This window comes from Shewanella mesophila (genome assembly GCF_019457515.1).
Taxonomy (GTDB): domain Bacteria; phylum Pseudomonadota; class Gammaproteobacteria; order Enterobacterales; family Shewanellaceae; genus Shewanella; species Shewanella mesophila.
Genome location: NZ_CP080421.1, coordinates 2,934,799 through 2,950,532, shown reverse-complemented (window position 1 = coordinate 2,950,532; position 15,734 = coordinate 2,934,799). Strand labels below are relative to the sequence as shown.

Annotated in this window: 15 protein-coding genes; 12 read left to right on the top strand and 3 right to left on the bottom strand. The window is 45.4% G+C overall.

What is annotated here, in order from left to right:
• The first annotated feature begins 174 nt into the window (after positions 1-174).
• The 8 genes from gshA (at position 175) to hpf (ending at position 9,988) form a co-directional block, all read left to right on the top strand.
• The gene (gene gshA / locus K0I73_RS13050; RefSeq protein ID WP_220061522.1) at positions 175-1,764 is read left to right on the top strand and encodes a glutamate--cysteine ligase; all 1,590 of its coding nucleotides are present in this window, start codon (positions 175-177) and stop codon (positions 1,762-1,764) included.
• Positions 1,761-2,198, top strand: coding sequence for a hypothetical protein (locus tag K0I73_RS13045; RefSeq protein WP_220061521.1), 438 nt, complete (start codon positions 1,761-1,763; stop codon positions 2,196-2,198). Before gshA ends, K0I73_RS13045 begins: the two co-directional genes overlap by 4 nt.
• A 119-nt stretch (positions 2,199-2,317) precedes the next feature.
• Entirely contained in the window at positions 2,318-2,935 is a 618-nt protein-coding gene (locus K0I73_RS13040) for a transglycosylase SLT domain-containing protein (RefSeq protein ID WP_220061520.1), read from the top strand.
• 184 nt (positions 2,936-3,119) lie between these two features.
• A complete protein-coding gene (gene purE, locus K0I73_RS13035) occupies positions 3,120-3,629 on the top strand; it encodes a 5-(carboxyamino)imidazole ribonucleotide mutase (protein ID WP_220061519.1) in 510 nt (169 codons plus the stop codon).
• A 312-nt stretch (positions 3,630-3,941) separates the two neighbouring features.
• Positions 3,942-4,499: a sigma-70 family RNA polymerase sigma factor gene (locus K0I73_RS13030; RefSeq protein ID WP_220064380.1), complete on the top strand. Its 558-nt coding sequence runs from the start codon at positions 3,942-3,944 to the stop codon at positions 4,497-4,499.
• Positions 4,489-5,193 carry a hypothetical protein gene (locus K0I73_RS13025; RefSeq protein ID WP_220061518.1) on the top strand — a complete coding sequence of 235 codons (705 nt, stop codon included), beginning with the start codon at positions 4,489-4,491 and terminating at the stop codon, positions 5,191-5,193. The genes K0I73_RS13030 and K0I73_RS13025 overlap by 11 nt, the downstream gene beginning before the upstream one ends.
• A gap of 514 nt (positions 5,194-5,707) precedes the next feature.
• A complete protein-coding gene (locus K0I73_RS13020) occupies positions 5,708-8,989 on the top strand; it encodes a S41 family peptidase (RefSeq protein WP_220061517.1) in 3,282 nt (1,093 codons plus the stop codon).
• 642 nt (positions 8,990-9,631) lie between these two features.
• Positions 9,632-9,988 carry a ribosome hibernation-promoting factor, HPF/YfiA family gene (gene hpf, locus K0I73_RS13015; RefSeq protein WP_220061516.1) on the top strand — a complete coding sequence of 119 codons (357 nt, stop codon included), beginning with the start codon at positions 9,632-9,634 and terminating at the stop codon, positions 9,986-9,988.
• Positions 9,989-10,043: 55 nt separating this feature from the next.
• Here the strand turns inward: hpf and K0I73_RS13010 are convergent, their stop codons facing one another.
• Together K0I73_RS13010 and K0I73_RS13005 are read right to left on the bottom strand one after the other, a co-directional pair.
• On the bottom strand, positions 10,044-10,697 hold the full coding sequence (locus K0I73_RS13010) for a response regulator (protein WP_220061515.1): 654 nt from the start codon (positions 10,695-10,697) through the stop codon (positions 10,044-10,046).
• A gap of 29 nt (positions 10,698-10,726) precedes the next feature.
• A complete protein-coding gene (locus tag K0I73_RS13005; protein ID WP_220061514.1) occupies positions 10,727-11,884 on the bottom strand; it encodes a sensor histidine kinase in 1,158 nt (385 codons plus the stop codon).
• A gap of 138 nt (positions 11,885-12,022) precedes the next feature.
• Between K0I73_RS13005 and K0I73_RS13000 the strand changes: the two genes are divergently transcribed.
• Both K0I73_RS13000 and K0I73_RS12995 read left to right on the top strand, forming a co-directional pair.
• The gene (locus K0I73_RS13000) at positions 12,023-12,451 is read left to right on the top strand and encodes a DUF2141 domain-containing protein (protein WP_220061513.1); all 429 of its coding nucleotides are present in this window, start codon (positions 12,023-12,025) and stop codon (positions 12,449-12,451) included.
• A gap of 10 nt (positions 12,452-12,461) precedes the next feature.
• Positions 12,462-13,955 (top strand): carotenoid oxygenase family protein, encoded by a 1,494-nt coding sequence (locus K0I73_RS12995; RefSeq protein WP_258405186.1) that lies wholly within the window; start codon positions 12,462-12,464, stop codon positions 13,953-13,955.
• A 67-nt stretch (positions 13,956-14,022) separates the two neighbouring features.
• On the opposite strand, the gene K0I73_RS12990 is transcribed toward K0I73_RS12995, so the two are convergent.
• On the bottom strand, positions 14,023-14,211 hold the full coding sequence (locus tag K0I73_RS12990; RefSeq protein ID WP_220061512.1) for a hypothetical protein: 189 nt from the start codon (positions 14,209-14,211) through the stop codon (positions 14,023-14,025).
• Positions 14,212-14,848: 637 nt separating this feature from the next.
• Between K0I73_RS12990 and ohr the strand changes: the two genes are divergently transcribed.
• Entirely contained in the window at positions 14,849-15,271 is a 423-nt protein-coding gene (gene ohr / locus K0I73_RS12985; RefSeq protein WP_220061511.1) for an organic hydroperoxide reductase Ohr, read from the top strand.
• A 68-nt stretch (positions 15,272-15,339) separates the two neighbouring features.
• On the top strand, positions 15,340-15,708 hold the full coding sequence (locus K0I73_RS12980; RefSeq protein WP_434086723.1) for a DoxX family protein: 369 nt from the start codon (positions 15,340-15,342) through the stop codon (positions 15,706-15,708).
• The last annotated feature ends 26 nt before the right edge of the window (positions 15,709-15,734 follow it).

Genomic DNA, 15,734 nt, shown 5'->3' with positions numbered 1-15,734 from the left:
CGACTTAGCCCCAATATAGACCTTGCGGTGATCCTTTATATGGATCGCCGCTTTATTTTTTTCCTTGCCATATATCTAGTCCAAGGGCTATTTTGTGGTGATGGTGAAAGCAATGAAGCTTTTTACAGGTCTAGCCTGTAAATGATCACACAAAAGCAATGAGAGACACAGATATTGAACTCTTTCAATGAAGTTATTGGCCTACTCGATAACGAGCAGGGACGAGATGCGCTAAATGGGATGTTTAGAGGAATAGAGCGTGAAGCACTGCGCATCGAACCATCAGGACATCTTGCAACGGACAAGCATCCAGATAGTTTAGGTGCGGCGCTAACGAATTCGCGCATCACCACAGACTACAGCGAGTCGTTGTTAGAATTTATAACGCCAGTGCATCAAAATATTGATACTTTGTTGACAGATTTGACTCAGACCCATGCGTTTACTGTACGTAACTTAGGTAAACAGCAGTTGTGGCCAGTGAGCATGCCTTGTTATGTCGGCGACGTGGCCGACATTCCTATTGCTGACTACGGCAGTTCTAATACGGGACAGTTAAAGCGTTTATATCGCAAGGGATTGACTTACCGTTACGGCGCGCAGATGCAGATCATCTCAGGTGTGCATTTTAACTTTTCGGTGTCTGATTCATTATGGGATCGTTTATATGAAGCGTCCGATAAACGTCTAAGTCGTTGTGATTTTATCTCTGAATCCTATTTTGGTTTGATTCGCAACTATCGCCGCCTGGTATGGGTGTTACCCTATCTTTTTGGCGCGTCACCTGCACTTTGTGGCTCATTTATTAAGGATCAAAAAACCGATTTAGCGTTTGAAAAGCTAGGTAAGGGGACGCTTTATCTTCCCTACGCCACATCGCTTCGTATGAGCGATTTGGGGTATACCAATAAAGAGCAAGAGCGCTTAAATATCAGCTATAACTCCCTTGCTGAGTACCTCGAAGGGATAAACGCAGCAATTAACATGCCTTCAACCCATTTTGAACAGATCGGGGTCAAGGTCGATGGCGAATATCGTCAGCTTAATGCTAATGTGCTGCAAATTGAAAACGAATTTTACTCCCCCATCCGGGCTAAACGAGTAGGTCTCAATGGCGAGAAACCATCCGAAGCGTTAGCGCGAGCTGGAGTCGAATATATTGAGGTTCGGGCATTAGATGTTAACCCATTTAGTCCAGTTGGTATTGATGCCGATCAGGTTCGTTTTCTCGATCTGTTTTTATTACATTGCTTGCTCAGTCCATCAGCAAAAACCGATCCTCAAGGTGAGCGAGAGATTAGCCAGAACCTTAACGCCGTTATTATTGAAGGACGTAAGCCTGGGTTGAGCTTGAGCCGCCAAGGCCACTCTATATCGATTAAGACATGGTTAAATGAACTTTTTGATGAGCTGAGTGCAATTGCAAAATTGCTCGATGGTGATCAGCGAGACTATCAGCAGGCACTTTCTCATTGGAGAGTGGCAGTTGAAGATCCGTCTCAAACACTGTCGGGTAAAATCTTGGCTGAACTATTATCAAGCCAGATTGATCATAGTTATTGGGTTAAAAATCTCGCCCAGCGTTATTATGAGCAGCTGCTTGATTACCCGCTAACGCCTGAAGTTGAGCAGGATTATGTCCGTGCCGCAGACAACTCCTTGCAAGCACAAGCCCAAATGGAAGCGGAGTCGACGGTAAGTTTTGAGCAGTATTTAGTCGATTATTTTGCCAAAGACGCTGCAGAAATAGAGCATGTTGGATGAGTGTCTCTAAGGTATTGTTGATAGCATTATTCATCTTATCTGGCTGCGCTTCTGGGCCAGATGAGGGCAATACCTGTGGCACGGTTTCTGGCTATTTGCTGCCCGATAGTGATGAGGGGCTTTATCGGGTAGTGGTAACCCATTTAAATGGCAAGGCGGTGATCTCTCGCCCTAATTATCAACTATCTCCAGGTCAATATGAGTTTACACTCGCTGAACTTATCGATTCACCACGGTTAAAAGTAAAGTTAGCCGCTCGTCAAACTAAGACGCTATCTGTCGAGGTGAGAGCCGATCAACGTTATCACCTCGCGGCTAAATTTAATCAAGATCAGATCTATCGTGGTTTAGATAGCGATTATTGGCAGCCTGTTGTTTGGAAACAAGAAGCTGATCAATGTGAATGGCTCTCGTTACAACGAGATGATAAGTAACCAGAGAAAATAAATAGTTACTTGGTATGCTCAAGGTCTTGGGCTAATTTTATTGATTATCCAAGAGTTCGATGTGACACTAGGGCTTTGATTCGGCTAATTTTTCGGTACTCCTCATTATGAAACATTTTGCCACAATGCTATTAGCAGGGCTCACCATCATGGTGACTGGGTGCGCTACTTCGCCTCCAGAAGACCCTGAAAACCTATGTGCCATCTATCAAGAAAACAGAGATTGGTACGAGGCTGCGGTCAATACCAGAGAAAAATGGGGCGTGCCAGTGCACGTGCCTTTAGCCATGATGTATCAAGAGAGCTCTTTTAAACACAATGCCGCACCGCCGATGGAGTACTTTTTAGGCTTTATCCCTATTGGCCGTGCGAGTGATGCCTATGGTTATGCCCAAGCAAAAACCATGACTTGGGATGATTACGTTAAAGAGACGGGTAACTCATGGTCGAGCCGAAGTGATTTTGATGATGCAATGGATTTTATGGGATGGTTTGTTTATAAAACCCATAAAATTAATGGGGTATCTAAGTGGGATGCTCGTAATCAATATCTTAATTATCATGAAGGTTGGGGCGGATATAAGCGAAAAACCTATCGGCAAAAACCTTGGTTGATCAAAGTGGCTGATAAAGTCGATAGTCGTGCTAAGCGCTATGCGGCGCAATACCGTACTTGTCAGGAGGATCTCGATTCTTCTTGGTTATGGCGGCTATTTTTTGGGTAGTGGTGTTGACTAGCCTGTTTGCTAATGCGAACGAGCGAAAACATAATTTGCATACGTAACGTTATGTTTTATTTGTCTTTGTAATTAGTCGCTAACTTATCGATACTGGAGCACTGTTCTAAGCACGATAAAATGACTATAATGCGCGCAAAATAATAGCCATACCCTACAAAAAGGATAAAAGATGACTAAGCCATTTGTTGCTGTATTAATGGGATCTGATTCTGATTTACCCACGATGCAAGCTACCTTAGATGTACTCAAAACCTTCGGTATTCAATTTGAAGCAAAAGTCACGTCAGCTCATCGTACTCCAGCGGCGACGCATGCCTATGTTACTGACGCTGAAGCACGTGGCTGTAAAGTCTTTATATGTGCAGCGGGTCTAGCGGCTCATCTAGCGGGTGCTGTTGCAGGGATCACGACTCGTCCCGTTATTGGTGTGCCAGTTGACTGCGGTCCATTGCAAGGCCATGACGCACTATTATCAACAGTAATGATGCCTGGCGGCGTGCCTGTTGCAACGGTGGCTATTGGTAGTGCTGGTGCTAAAAACGCAGGTTACCTTGCAGCGCAGATGCTAGCTGTTGGTGATGATGCCTTGGCTGTAGCAGTTAAGGAGGAACGTGCTAAGTCTGCTGAAGCCGTTCAAGCAAAAGATGCTAAGCTACAAGAAAAGCTTGCTAACGCATAATTACAAAAGTTTTAGTGAAAAAGCCGCGACTTAACTCTCGCGGCTTTTTTTATGACGCCATTTTAACCCTTTCGCTTATCTGTCCCGTTAATATCATTATCCGCGTGACCTATCCCGCTTACGTCAAAGACGAGTGTCTATGGTTGGAAGTGGGATTATATCATTGAATTTACATGGGTAGCGCTTGTCAACCATAGACAAATCCCATCGCTGGGTGCAGACTTTGACCCACAGAGAGAATGGTTGAGCAGGGAGTCGAGCGTGACTAAGGTAGCGGAAATTGAAGTGGTTGATGATATTGACCAAATCTTGATGCATCAATATGCCCAAGGTGACCACAAAGCGTTTGAGCAGTTATATAGTAAACACAAAGGACCGCTGTATCGCTATTTTGTGCGTCAGATTGGTGATAAGACCTTGGCAGAAGACCTTTATCAAGAGACTTGGGGGCGAGTGATTAAGGCGGCATCTAGTTATCAAAGTCAGGCCAAATTTACCACTTGGCTGTATCGAATAGCTCATAACTTGTTGATCGATCATGTACGGGCGCTAAAACCTGTCGATAACTTTAGTGATGTGTTTGCAGAGGGACAAGACAGTGATGCCGTGTTACCCAGTGACAACAGCTCCCCACATGCTTATGCCGAAGAGCAGATTAAAGCCAGTTTGCTAAAACGCTGTATTGCATTGCTGCCCCAGGTACAGAAAGAGGCTTTCCTACTGAACATAGAAATGGGCTTTACGGCGGCCGCTATTGCTGAGATCGCAGGAGTCGGCCTTGAAGCGGTCAAGAGTCGAATTCGCTACGCAAACCAAGGGCTAAGAGAGTGTGTTAGCGCTAAATGGCAGGATCAAAGTGATGAAAGATAATCTCAAGACACAACTCAGTGATAGCTATTTACGCAAGCTGTATCACATGCAAGCGACAGAGCAGCCGAGTCAGCAACTCGATAACAAAGTGTTAGCGCAAGCCTCGGCACAAATATCAAAGCCGACAGATAACGTGGTTAAGCCTCATGCCAATTTTTGGCGTCAATATCGTTGGCCTATCTCTTCGGCAGCATCTGTGATGCTGGTGGTTACTTTGTTGCTGATTAACCCGAGCATGCAAGATGAGGTGCTGACAGATGATGCGATTATGCCGCAAAGCGCCCCTATGCTCATGCAGCATGAACCCAAGTTGAGGCAAAGTGCTACGCCGACAGGCGGTGGAACTGGTACAGAGGAGGGAGCGCGTCTCTCTGTTGCTAAGCCAACTTTAGGCCCAAGTGCCGAGGGTGCTGCACGTAGTGAAAACATGGATAAGCGTGAAAGCTCCACAGCTCAGAGCTTCAGCAACAATATGGATACGTTATCTGCTGAGCATGAGCAGCAACCTCGCGCCATGATCTCTGATCTTCAAGCCGTGAATCATTTGTCGCAACTGGTGGCGGGGCAGTTGTGGGCCCAGGCTAGCGTGTTGTCTCAAAAGATGGCTAAAGAACGTCCTCAATTAGACGACAAGCAACATCCTCAACATCAGCAATGGTCAAGTCTGCTCAAACAGATTGCCGACCACAGCTAGTCTGGAACTGATAGTTGGGCATCGATAGTAGTGTGTCGATAGTAGTCCTAATGTCAGTCCAGTCAATGGCAGCTTTATGCGCCAGCTAAGCCATCGTTTCTCTATGCGCCTCATCATGGGCGCATTGGGACTTCTGTCAAGGCTCACTGCACACCTGTTTTACAATTAATGTTGGTCACTAAGGTGATAGCAAGTGGTTCCATTGAGCCTCGTTTCCTTGTACTTAGTCTGCAACGTGTTACCGCTTGTAGGAGTGATGGCTAAGGGAAAAACCAATATCAATATTAAGGGTAAAATGAAGTTCCGCTATATATTGCGCTATGGGTACCCCGCCTCATCCGTGTTGTGCTCGGCTATGTTACTCATGTACGGCGTCCGTTTTTTGGTCGTGCTCGTTTCATGTCGTACACATTTGCTAATACTTCTTTGCTGATAAATTACTGTGGATTTAAGAAAAGTTTGCTACCTTGTTGCCCTCAGAAAAAGAATTCAATAACAAATAGATGAGCTGCACATGAAACTTCGCCACGCGTTTGCCTGTTGCGTACTTGCACTGGGCACAGTTAATTCACCTTTCGCTATATCTGCCCAGACTCTTGATAATCAGGGATACTATCGCTCTCCCGCCTTAAGTGGAGACACATTAGTGTTTACTGCCGAGGGCGATTTGTGGACCCAAGAACTCCATGATGCCCACGCCCGTCGCTTAACTTCATTACCTGCAGAGGAGCTTGGCGCGACCATTTCAAAAGACGGTCAATGGGTGGCGTATGTCGCCAACTATGAAGGTGCAAGTGAAGTCTATGTGATGCCAATTAATGGCGGCGTCGCTAAACGTGTCAGCTATGAAAACAGCCGAGTACGAGTGCAAGGTTGGACTGCTGAGGGGCAAGTACTTTATGCCACCGACAATGCGTTTGGCCCTGCTAACTACTGGGTGCTGCGCAGTGTGGATCCTGTGAGTTTACGCACTCAAGATTTACCGCTGGCCGATGCCATTGAAGGGGTTATTGATGATGCCGGCGAGTACCTTTACTTTACTCGCTTTGGTCTGCAAACCACGGGCGATAACGCCAAAGTTTATCGCGGTGGCGCTAAAGGAGAGTTATGGCGCTATCAAATCGGCACTCAAACAGAGGCAAAGAAATTAACCACGGCACATCAAGGTTCAGTTCGTCAGCCTATGTTATGGCAAGGTCGGCTGTATTTTATTAGCGACGAAAGTGGTAACGACAATATTTGGTCGATGACCCTTGACGGTGAATCGCTGCAACAGCATACCCAGTTTAATGATTGGCAAGTTCGTGGGGCGCGTTTAGATAGTGGCCGCATCGTATTTCAGCAGGGCGCAGATATTAAACTTTATGATATTGCGGCGAATACGACAAAACGACTCGATATCCAGTTGACCTCAGATTTTTCACAGCGTCGTGAGCATTGGGTTAACCAGCCGATGAAATATGCAACGTCCGCTACCTTATCGCCAGCAGGTGATAAGGCTATCATTACCGCCCGCAGTCATGTTGCGGTTGCAGGCATTGATGGTTCGCGTCTGGTAGAAATCAATCTAGCGGGCGAACATCGTGTCAGAAATGCCCTGATGAGCCCCGATAGTCAGTGGATTTACGCCATTAGTGATGCATCTGGTGAGCAGGAAATATGGCGCTATGCGGCAAACGGTAGCAATGAGGCTACCCAGCTCACCGATGATGGCAAAACGCTACGAATGGGTCTACATCTCTCACCCGATGGACGTTATTTAGCCCATGATGACTACGACGGTAATGTGTGGTTGTTGGATCTTAAAAAAGGCAAAAACCGCAAAATCATCACCAATGGTGAAGGATTAGGACCATATGCAGACCTTGTGTGGTCTAAGGATAGCCGTTTTATCGCCCTGACAAAGAGTGAGCAAGGTAAGTTACGCCCGCAAGTGGTGCTCTATTCCCTAAAGGATGACAAGTCACAAGCCTTAACCACAGATAAATATGAGTCATTTTCTCCCGCGTTTAGTGATGATGGCCAATGGCTATATTTCCTATCTAATCGAGCATTTACAGCAACGCCATCATCGCCCTGGGGCGATCGCAATATGGGACCCGTTTTCGACAAACGCGGTGAGATCTTTGCCTTGGCACTGACGCCAGAGGCACGCTTTCCGTTTAATAAACCCAATGAGCTAACGAGCAAGGCAGCAGACAGTAAAGATGAGGACGAGCCAAAGCAAACTAAGGTGACATGGGAAGGTCTCAGTGAGCGTTTGTGGCAAGTTCCTGTACAAGCGGGCAACTACGACTCACTCAAGGTGACTGGCAAAGGGCTCTATGTGCTGGACAGAGCGATCAGCGCCAATAGTGCCCCGTCCCTTAAATGGATTAAGTTTGATGCACTTGCCCCCAAGGTCGACACCTTTGCCGAGGACGTGGCAAGTTTTGCGCTGTCTGCCGACAACAGCAAGTTGATGCTTCGAAGTTACAAAGACGGCGGTAGTAATCTATTGATCGTCGATGCTGGCGATACACTGCCTAAAGATCTTAGCTTAGCAAAGGTGCAGACGCAGCAATGGCAACTAGCTATTTCTCCTCAGCTCGAGTGGCAACAGATATTTGATGATGCTTGGTTGATGCACCGAGATTCATTTTTCGACAAGAAGATGCGCGGCCTAGATTGGCAAGCAACACGGACAAAGTATCAGCCGCTGTTGGACAGATTGACCGATCGGCATGAGCTGAACGATATTTTTAAGCAGATGATGGGAGAGCTGGACTCGCTGCATTCCCAAGTGAGGGGTGGTGATTTACCCGTCGACGTCGAGATGGCAAAGGGAGCAAACTTAGGGGCAAGACTAGAGCAAACCGATAATGGCGTACGGATTGGGCATATTTATCAGGCCGATGCTGAACTACCGAGTCATGCATCGCCCTTGGCCCGCGTTGACGTTAATGCTCGGGTCGGTGACATCATAGTCGCGGTCAATGGCAAATCGATTAATAGTGTTGCCGATGTAGCTAAGTATCTGCGTAATCAGAGTGATAAGCAGGTGTTGCTGACGTTAAAGCGCGACAAGAAAGCGCTTAAAACCCTTGTTGTCCCAGTCAACAATAGAACCGACGCCAAATTACGTTATTTAGACTGGGTAAACCATAACGTGAACAAGGTTACCGATGCGAGCCAAGGCGATATTGGTTATCTGCACCTCTATGCAATGGGCTCGGGAGATATTGCCAGCTTTGCCAGAGAGTTCTATGCCAATATTGATAAAAAAGGTCTGATCATCGACGTGCGCCGTAATCGAGGTGGCAATATTGATAGTTGGATCATTGAGAAGTTACTGCGTCGTGCGTGGATGTTTTGGCAACCAACGCAGGGGACACCTAATACCAATATGCAACAAGCGTTTAGGGGGCATCTAGTGGTGTTAACAGACCAGCTAACGTATTCCGATGGCGAAACGTTTTCGGCTGGGATAAAAGCCTTGGGGCTTGCGCCCTTGATTGGTAAGCAGACCGCTGGAGCAGGTGTATGGTTGTCGGGACGTAATTCGTTAACCGATAAGGGCATGGCGCGCGTTGCCGAGTATCCGCAGTATGCGATGGATGGTCGCTGGATTGTCGAAGGGCGTGGTATTAGCCCCGATATCGAGGTTGATAATTTACCTTTAGCGACCTTTAATGGCGTCGATGCCCAGTTAAATACGGCGGTCAGTTATTTGCGAGATAAGTTAACTCAGCAGGGTGTGGAGCCGTTACAAGCACAACCTATGGCGTCAAACGGTATGGCACAGGATATTAAGTAATAAGTAATTAGCTTTACCCTTTTTAGGAGGTTATCGGCCGAGCAGTTCCCAGGTCGATAACCTCCGTTTTTCGTTTCTGCTTCAGCATCTGTCTACTTTCACGCTTTTCCCTATCTGTCATATCCTAAGCTTAAGGGACATTCAAATGCGCGCATTATCGCTTTTGGTTCAAAGAAATATAGAGAGAAAGTATGTTTATACCAATCAGTAGCCAGCTGAATAAAATCGCCATAAGTTCATTTGTATGGAAGGATACCGCCAGATTTGGTCGTTTGAATGTGTCGGATAATAGTTGAGCTATTTGTCATCAATAGTGGCAGAGGGCGCTTTCTGGCCATCTAGCTATGATATGAATAGGAAAAATGGTTGATAATTTGGCTATTGATTCATGAGTAATGATTAATTTTTGTTTAGTTTGACTGAATTATCGGCATTGCAGTCTGTTTGTTGGGATTATCTCTGCAAACTCCCTTGCTTTTAAGGTGTATCAAGGGTACATATTAATAGAACACTGAATGGATATTTACTTGGTTTTGGCCCATGCTTAATAGGCGTCAAATGAAAAAAAAGCGTTTGAGTCCCTTGTTTTTTCTTCTACCTACCCCAAGTTCATTATTGAAGTAATTCTTAAAAGGAAAACCTATGAAAATAAATCTTTCTGGTCACCACGTTGATATTACTGATTCAATAAAAGAGCATGTGAATCAAAAGTTTTCCAAGATCGCAACACATTTTCCAACGCTAATTTCACTCGACATTATCATTTCTAAAGAGCACGGGGAGTTTCAAGTCGAGTTACGAACTAATTATGAAGGTAGCCGGATTTCTGCATCAGGTACTGGTGATGTGATGTATCCTGCTATTGCGACCGCAGCCAAGAAGCTTGATGCGGCGCTTAAACACAGAAAAGGTCATTTAAAAGCAGATCTCCATGAGAAGCCTGTGAGTACCACACCTGAAATCGCCCATGAAATCATCCAAGAGATGAAATTGTCATAGCGTGATTCGTTGAATAAAAACCACCTTTTTAGGTGGTTTTTTTGGCTTGGGCACTTTATATAATCGCCAGTTGTAAGGCTTTGACCACCGCCTGAGTCCTATCACGACTACCTAGTTTGATTAAAATGTTTGAGATGTGATTTTTAACCGTGCCTTCGGCAAGATACACCGCAGTGGCAATCTCTTTATTGGCATAGCCGCCAGCCATTAAGGTTAAAATCTCCTTTTCTCTCTCACTGATATCCATACTGCCAAGCGAACCCGTATCAATTTGAGTACCCGGTTGTTTGATTATCTGATTTAAAATATCTGTTTCAATAAGGTAGCCGCCATTAGCGACTCGGATTATGGCCGTAATAAGCTTGTCTAAGGAGACATCTTTAAGCAAAAAACCATTAGCGCCATATTTAATACTGGCAACAAATAGCGCGTTATCGTCAAAGGTGGTCAGCATAATAATCGGAACTGCTGAGGGTTTTGCGCGGATGATTTTTAGCATTTCGATGCCATCCAAAACGGGCATGCGAATATCGCTTAATATCAGTTGGACTGGCTGTTGCTCAAGTGCGTTAATGGCGTCTCGGCCATTTTCAGCCTGCCACACAATATTCACCTTATCAGACAAAGAGAGCAGGCTCGCAATGCCTTGCCTGATGAGTTTTTGATCGTCGACTAATCCAAGGGTAATAGCGCTAGTTTTTAAGTGCATGCGAAGTGACTTTTATGGTTAAGGAAGGCTCACGCATCAATACACTCGATGGTTAGCGTATAGCCACAGCGGCCTGAACGATTAACTTTATCCTGGGTCAATGTGGCATTATTTGAGGTTAATGTGGCTGTGCCGCCGAACGCGATTAAACGCTCATTCATCCCCTTAAGGCCTGAGCCTGGAACGATAGCAGTTTGATGGCGCCCATTATCAACGAGTTTTACCGTTAAGCTAGTGCCTTGTTTTAGCATTTCGAGCGAGAGTTGATCGGCAATGCCGTGGCGCACGGCATTGCTGATCCCCTCTTGTAATATCAATAACAGCTCTTGTGCCAGAGCGGTCGATTCGATCAACTGATTGCTCTGGACCGTTAATGATACACCAGGGAGGCGCGTGATTAGGCTTTGCAATGGCTGACGTAAATCTAACTGAGATAAGCCGCGTTGCTCCCGCACCACTTTACGAACACTGTACAGTAACTCCTTGGCCACCGATTTAGACTGCTCAACATGAGGTAGTAGTTCGCCCGATGCCATGTGACCAAGTACTTCAAGCTGAAGAGATAATGCAGTGAGCTGATGACCCAAAATATCATGCAGATCTCGCGCTATACGCAGCCTTTCCTGTTGCTGGCTCGCTTGACTGAGTAATGAGCGAGTGGCGAGCAGTTGTTGATTAAGCTGTTCTTGTCGCAATCTTGCCTCGGCTTCATTGATACGAGCTTGGCTGCTGCTGTAGGCAAAAAATTGAAATGCCAAATAGAGCAAGCTTGTGAACAAGGCGCTGGAGTTTTGATGCTGTGTGGTATCGATAGCAAAAACCAGCACATTGATCAGTAACATGCTCGATATTGCACCTCGTTTAGACAGATACTCTGGCAATAAAGAGGCCCAGATGACCAATAGGATCTGCATGAGACCGTTAGGCATCTGGCTAAACAGTAATAAGATGAGGCCTGCTTGACAGGCCAGTGCGGGTATCACTAATTTGGGCTGATATCGCGTTAGCTGCTTGGAAGCCACCACCAGAAATAGCTGCAGAAACAGCAAAAAACAGAGTGATATGAGCAGAGTATTGTGCTGCTGGCTATCTATTTGCATTAGGGATAACCAAGCGACTAATACCCATGTAGCAACGCCTGCAACCAGTAACATCTTGCTTTCTTTCGTTAATCTTCCCTGCAACACTGATGTTCCTTTTATTGTCTTCGCACTGTGTGGTTCTAGGTTAAAACGCTTTGGTAATTAAAACATGACTTTTGGCACCTGTTTATTGTTTTACCTTTTCCTAAAATGAGCATTCAATCATGACACAAGGAAAGAACAATGAAAAACATCATTCAATGCAGCACTGTTTCAGCACTCATGCTTGCGATGAGTTTAAGCCCCGCTGCTTATGCCGATGATCTGACATTAACGATTGACAACATCGCTTTGGAGCAGGGAAAACTGCTGGTGGCGTTATTTAGTGGCGAAGCGTCGTATAACAGCGGCCAGCACGCCATAGCATCGATGATGAAACCTGTGACCGCACATCAGCATGCTTTAGTCTTTACCGATTTAAAACCAGGAGAGTATGCCATCAAAGTGATTCATGATGAAAATGATAACAATAAGTTAGACAGTAATTTCCTTGGCGTGCCGAGTGAGGGATACGGCTTTAGTAACAATGCAGGGGAATTTGGGCCAGCAAGTTATCAACAAGCTAAGTTTTCCCTGAATGGTGATACCACAATTACGATTCACGTGCGCTAGGAGTAAGAAAATGTTGAACAGACGACAATTTATTGGCTCATCGTTAGCGTTAATGGCGACAGCGGCTTGGGGGAAGATGGCCGATACAGTACTCGCACTCGACAATCAGTCTGTGCTTGCCAAGCAACCTTGGGCCTCAGCCTTCGCTGGCGTCCAGCAAGACTTTGCTCCACTTGAGATGCAAGTCTCAGGGTTATGGCCTAAAGCGCTGCAAGGGAGCCTGTATCGTAACGGTCCCTCAATGATGCGTCGTGGCGATGTCAGTTATCAGCATTGGTTTGATGGTGATGGAATGGTGCAACAGTTTTCTATTGGCGCAGAGGGAATTAGTCATAAAGGTAAGTTTGTTCGAACCAAAAAATTCCAAACTGAGCAGCAAGCGGGGAAGTTTCGCTATAACACTGCAGGAACAGTGATCTCCGATGCGCTGCCTATTCGCAATAACGATGATATGAATGTCGCCAATACTAGCGTTATTCCATGGAAGGGCGAACTTTTGGCGTTGTGGGAAGCGGGTTCACCTTACCGAATCGATCTTAATACCTTGGATACTATCGGTGTTAAAGACTTTGGTGAAAAATTTAAACAGTTACCCTTTTCTGCTCACCCTCTACCAGACGGCAATGGTGGAATGTGGAACTTTGGTAGTTGGTATGTGGATGGTAGTGCATCGCTATTGGTATATCAGGTTTCAGGTGCCGACCAATTGGAGCGCATCGAACTTATCGAATTGCCTCAGGCAAGTTATCTGCATGCCTTTACTCAAAGCCAGAGCAAATTGATCTTCTATGTTTCATCCTGTGTGTATCAACGAGGACAGAGTTATATTGACTCTTTTCGCTGGCAGCCCGAGTTGGGTGCCAAACTGTTAATCATAGATAAAGCCGACTTTACAAAGCGCCAGTGGGCGGATCTACCTGCGGGTTTTGCATTTCATTTTGGCGGAGCGACTGAAGTTGACAATATCTTGAGCGTACAAATCTGTCTTTATCCCGATGCTGGTATATTGCTTAATGGCATGTCTTCATTGATGACTGGTGAGCAAAAAGAGCGAAGCAGTGATGCTGAGCTTGTTACCATTTCGCTAGGGCTATCAGCATCGTCACAACAAGGTAGCCCAAGTAACTTGGCTCAAATACATCGAAGCGGTGTCAATATGGAATTTCCGCAGTTTGACGCTAGAGTGACCCAAACGTTGCCAAGTGTCTATGGTATTGGGGCTTCGAAGCAAAGTGAGTCGGGCTTAAGTGATACCTTATATCAGTTGCAATCAGGCGTTATGACCGGCAGCTACTATTTTGGTGAAAGCAAGATCATTGAAGAGCCGCTATTTATCCCCAAAGAAGAGGCGGGTGAAGGGTATCTGTTGATGACATGGTTAGATTATCAATGCAACCAAAGTGGCTTGTCGCTGTTTGATTGTCAGCACATTGCGGCAGGACCTATTGCTGAGGCCACCATGGAAAGAGCATTACCCTTAGGTTTTCATGGCTGTTTTATATAATGATTCAGCCTTTAGAAGCTATTTGATCTGTTTGCTGTCAAACAGTGCCTCGATGGCTTGCAGCGGATTATCGAATGGTCATTGGTGTCGAGGGGCAGTAAATAGGTACAAATTGCGCCAGCTGTGATGGCAAAGCGATATCGGCGTCTTGGGGTAAGAGTCGTAGTGGCTTCAAGTGGACATCGTAAGAGCCTTCGCTAAGGCTGTAGACCTGAGTGAGATCTAGGCTGATCGTTTGACGACTATTTACTGGCAATGTGAGGTAATCAGTTGCCTCTATCGCAGCACGCTTTGCTAGGACTACCTTGGTAGGTCGCTTTTTGGTCAGTTTGTTGGTGGTTAACAGTTATAAACTCACTAAACCAGGCATCAAAAGGAGTTTGCCAGGTGAGTAGATACCAGGCTTGCTCAGTTTGATTGTCGAGTGTGAAGGTCAAATGGCCTACATCGTTGATTGTTATTTGGCAGGTAGGTTGCTGCATCGTTGCAAATGTGTCCTTTACAGGTAAGAGCATCACTAATACAAAGAGTAGTGTGGATCTGAGCAGGTTTAACATCAATAGGTGACTAACCTTTTAAGTATTTAAAAAAGGGCGGAATAATCCGCCCAAAAGACAAGGAGTGTTACAAGTTTAGTTTAAGTTTGGTGTGTTTTCGGCAAAATATTCATGACTGTCAGCGTTTTGAATCGCTTGCGCTGGATTGGATGGCATTAAGCGAGACAATCGGCAAGTGTTGTTAGTGGGCGTTAATCTGATTTTGCTATCACCACAATCGTTTGTTAAATTATTAAATTGCGCGCAATTTAATTGCATGGTCTGGTTTTTGTTGCTATAAATAGCCCTAACTTAATTGCGCGCAATCTTTTTATCTTTAATATGTTGGAGAATTCTATGAAACCACTTTATCAAACAACGGCGACAGCGAGTGCAGGACGTAATGGTCAGGTAGCCACCGATGACGGCAAATTGTCGGTGATGCTGAGCTATCCAAAAGAGATGGGCGGAACTGGCGAAGCAACCAACCCAGAGCAACTGTTTGCCGCGGGTTACAGCGCTTGTTTTTCAAACGCAATATTGCATGTAGCCAGAGAGGCCAAAGTTGCCTTAACCACTGCACCTGTAACGGCTAAGGTCGGAATTGGCGCCAGAGAAGAAGGTGGGTTTGCGTTAACCGTAGCATTAAGTGTGGAGTTAGCGCTGCCTCAGGATCAAGCGGTTGAGTTAGTGAAGGTCGCACATCAAGTATGTCCATACTCAAATGCCGTACGTAATAACATTGATGTTAGTTTGAGCGTCAATCATCAGGTAATTTAAACCGAACATCTAATCAAAAAATCATAGTTGGGAGAGTAATTTTGAATCAGACAATAGCACCTGTATTGATGACCATTGGGCGAGTGCTGCTTGCTTTGTATTTTCTGTTACCTGGCGTAATGAAGTTTATCAACTGGGATATGCATGTTGCTCTAATGGAAAAGCACAACATGATAATGATCCCCATGTTGTTAGCTGCCGCAGGGATATTTCAGATAGTGGCAGCCATAGCGCTGATATTAAATCGATATACTTTTATCATGGCATTGTTGCTTGCCGGTCTTGTTATAGTGATCAACTTTAGCTTACATGATTTTTGGAATTTCAGTGGTGTAGAAGGTGCCCATGAGATGCAAAATTTTGTCAAAAATCTAGGTATTTTAGCTGGGTTATTAGTATTAGCAGGACATAGCGGCAGTAAGTCGGATATCGAGTAGATTTGGATCTACCAATAGCGATATTA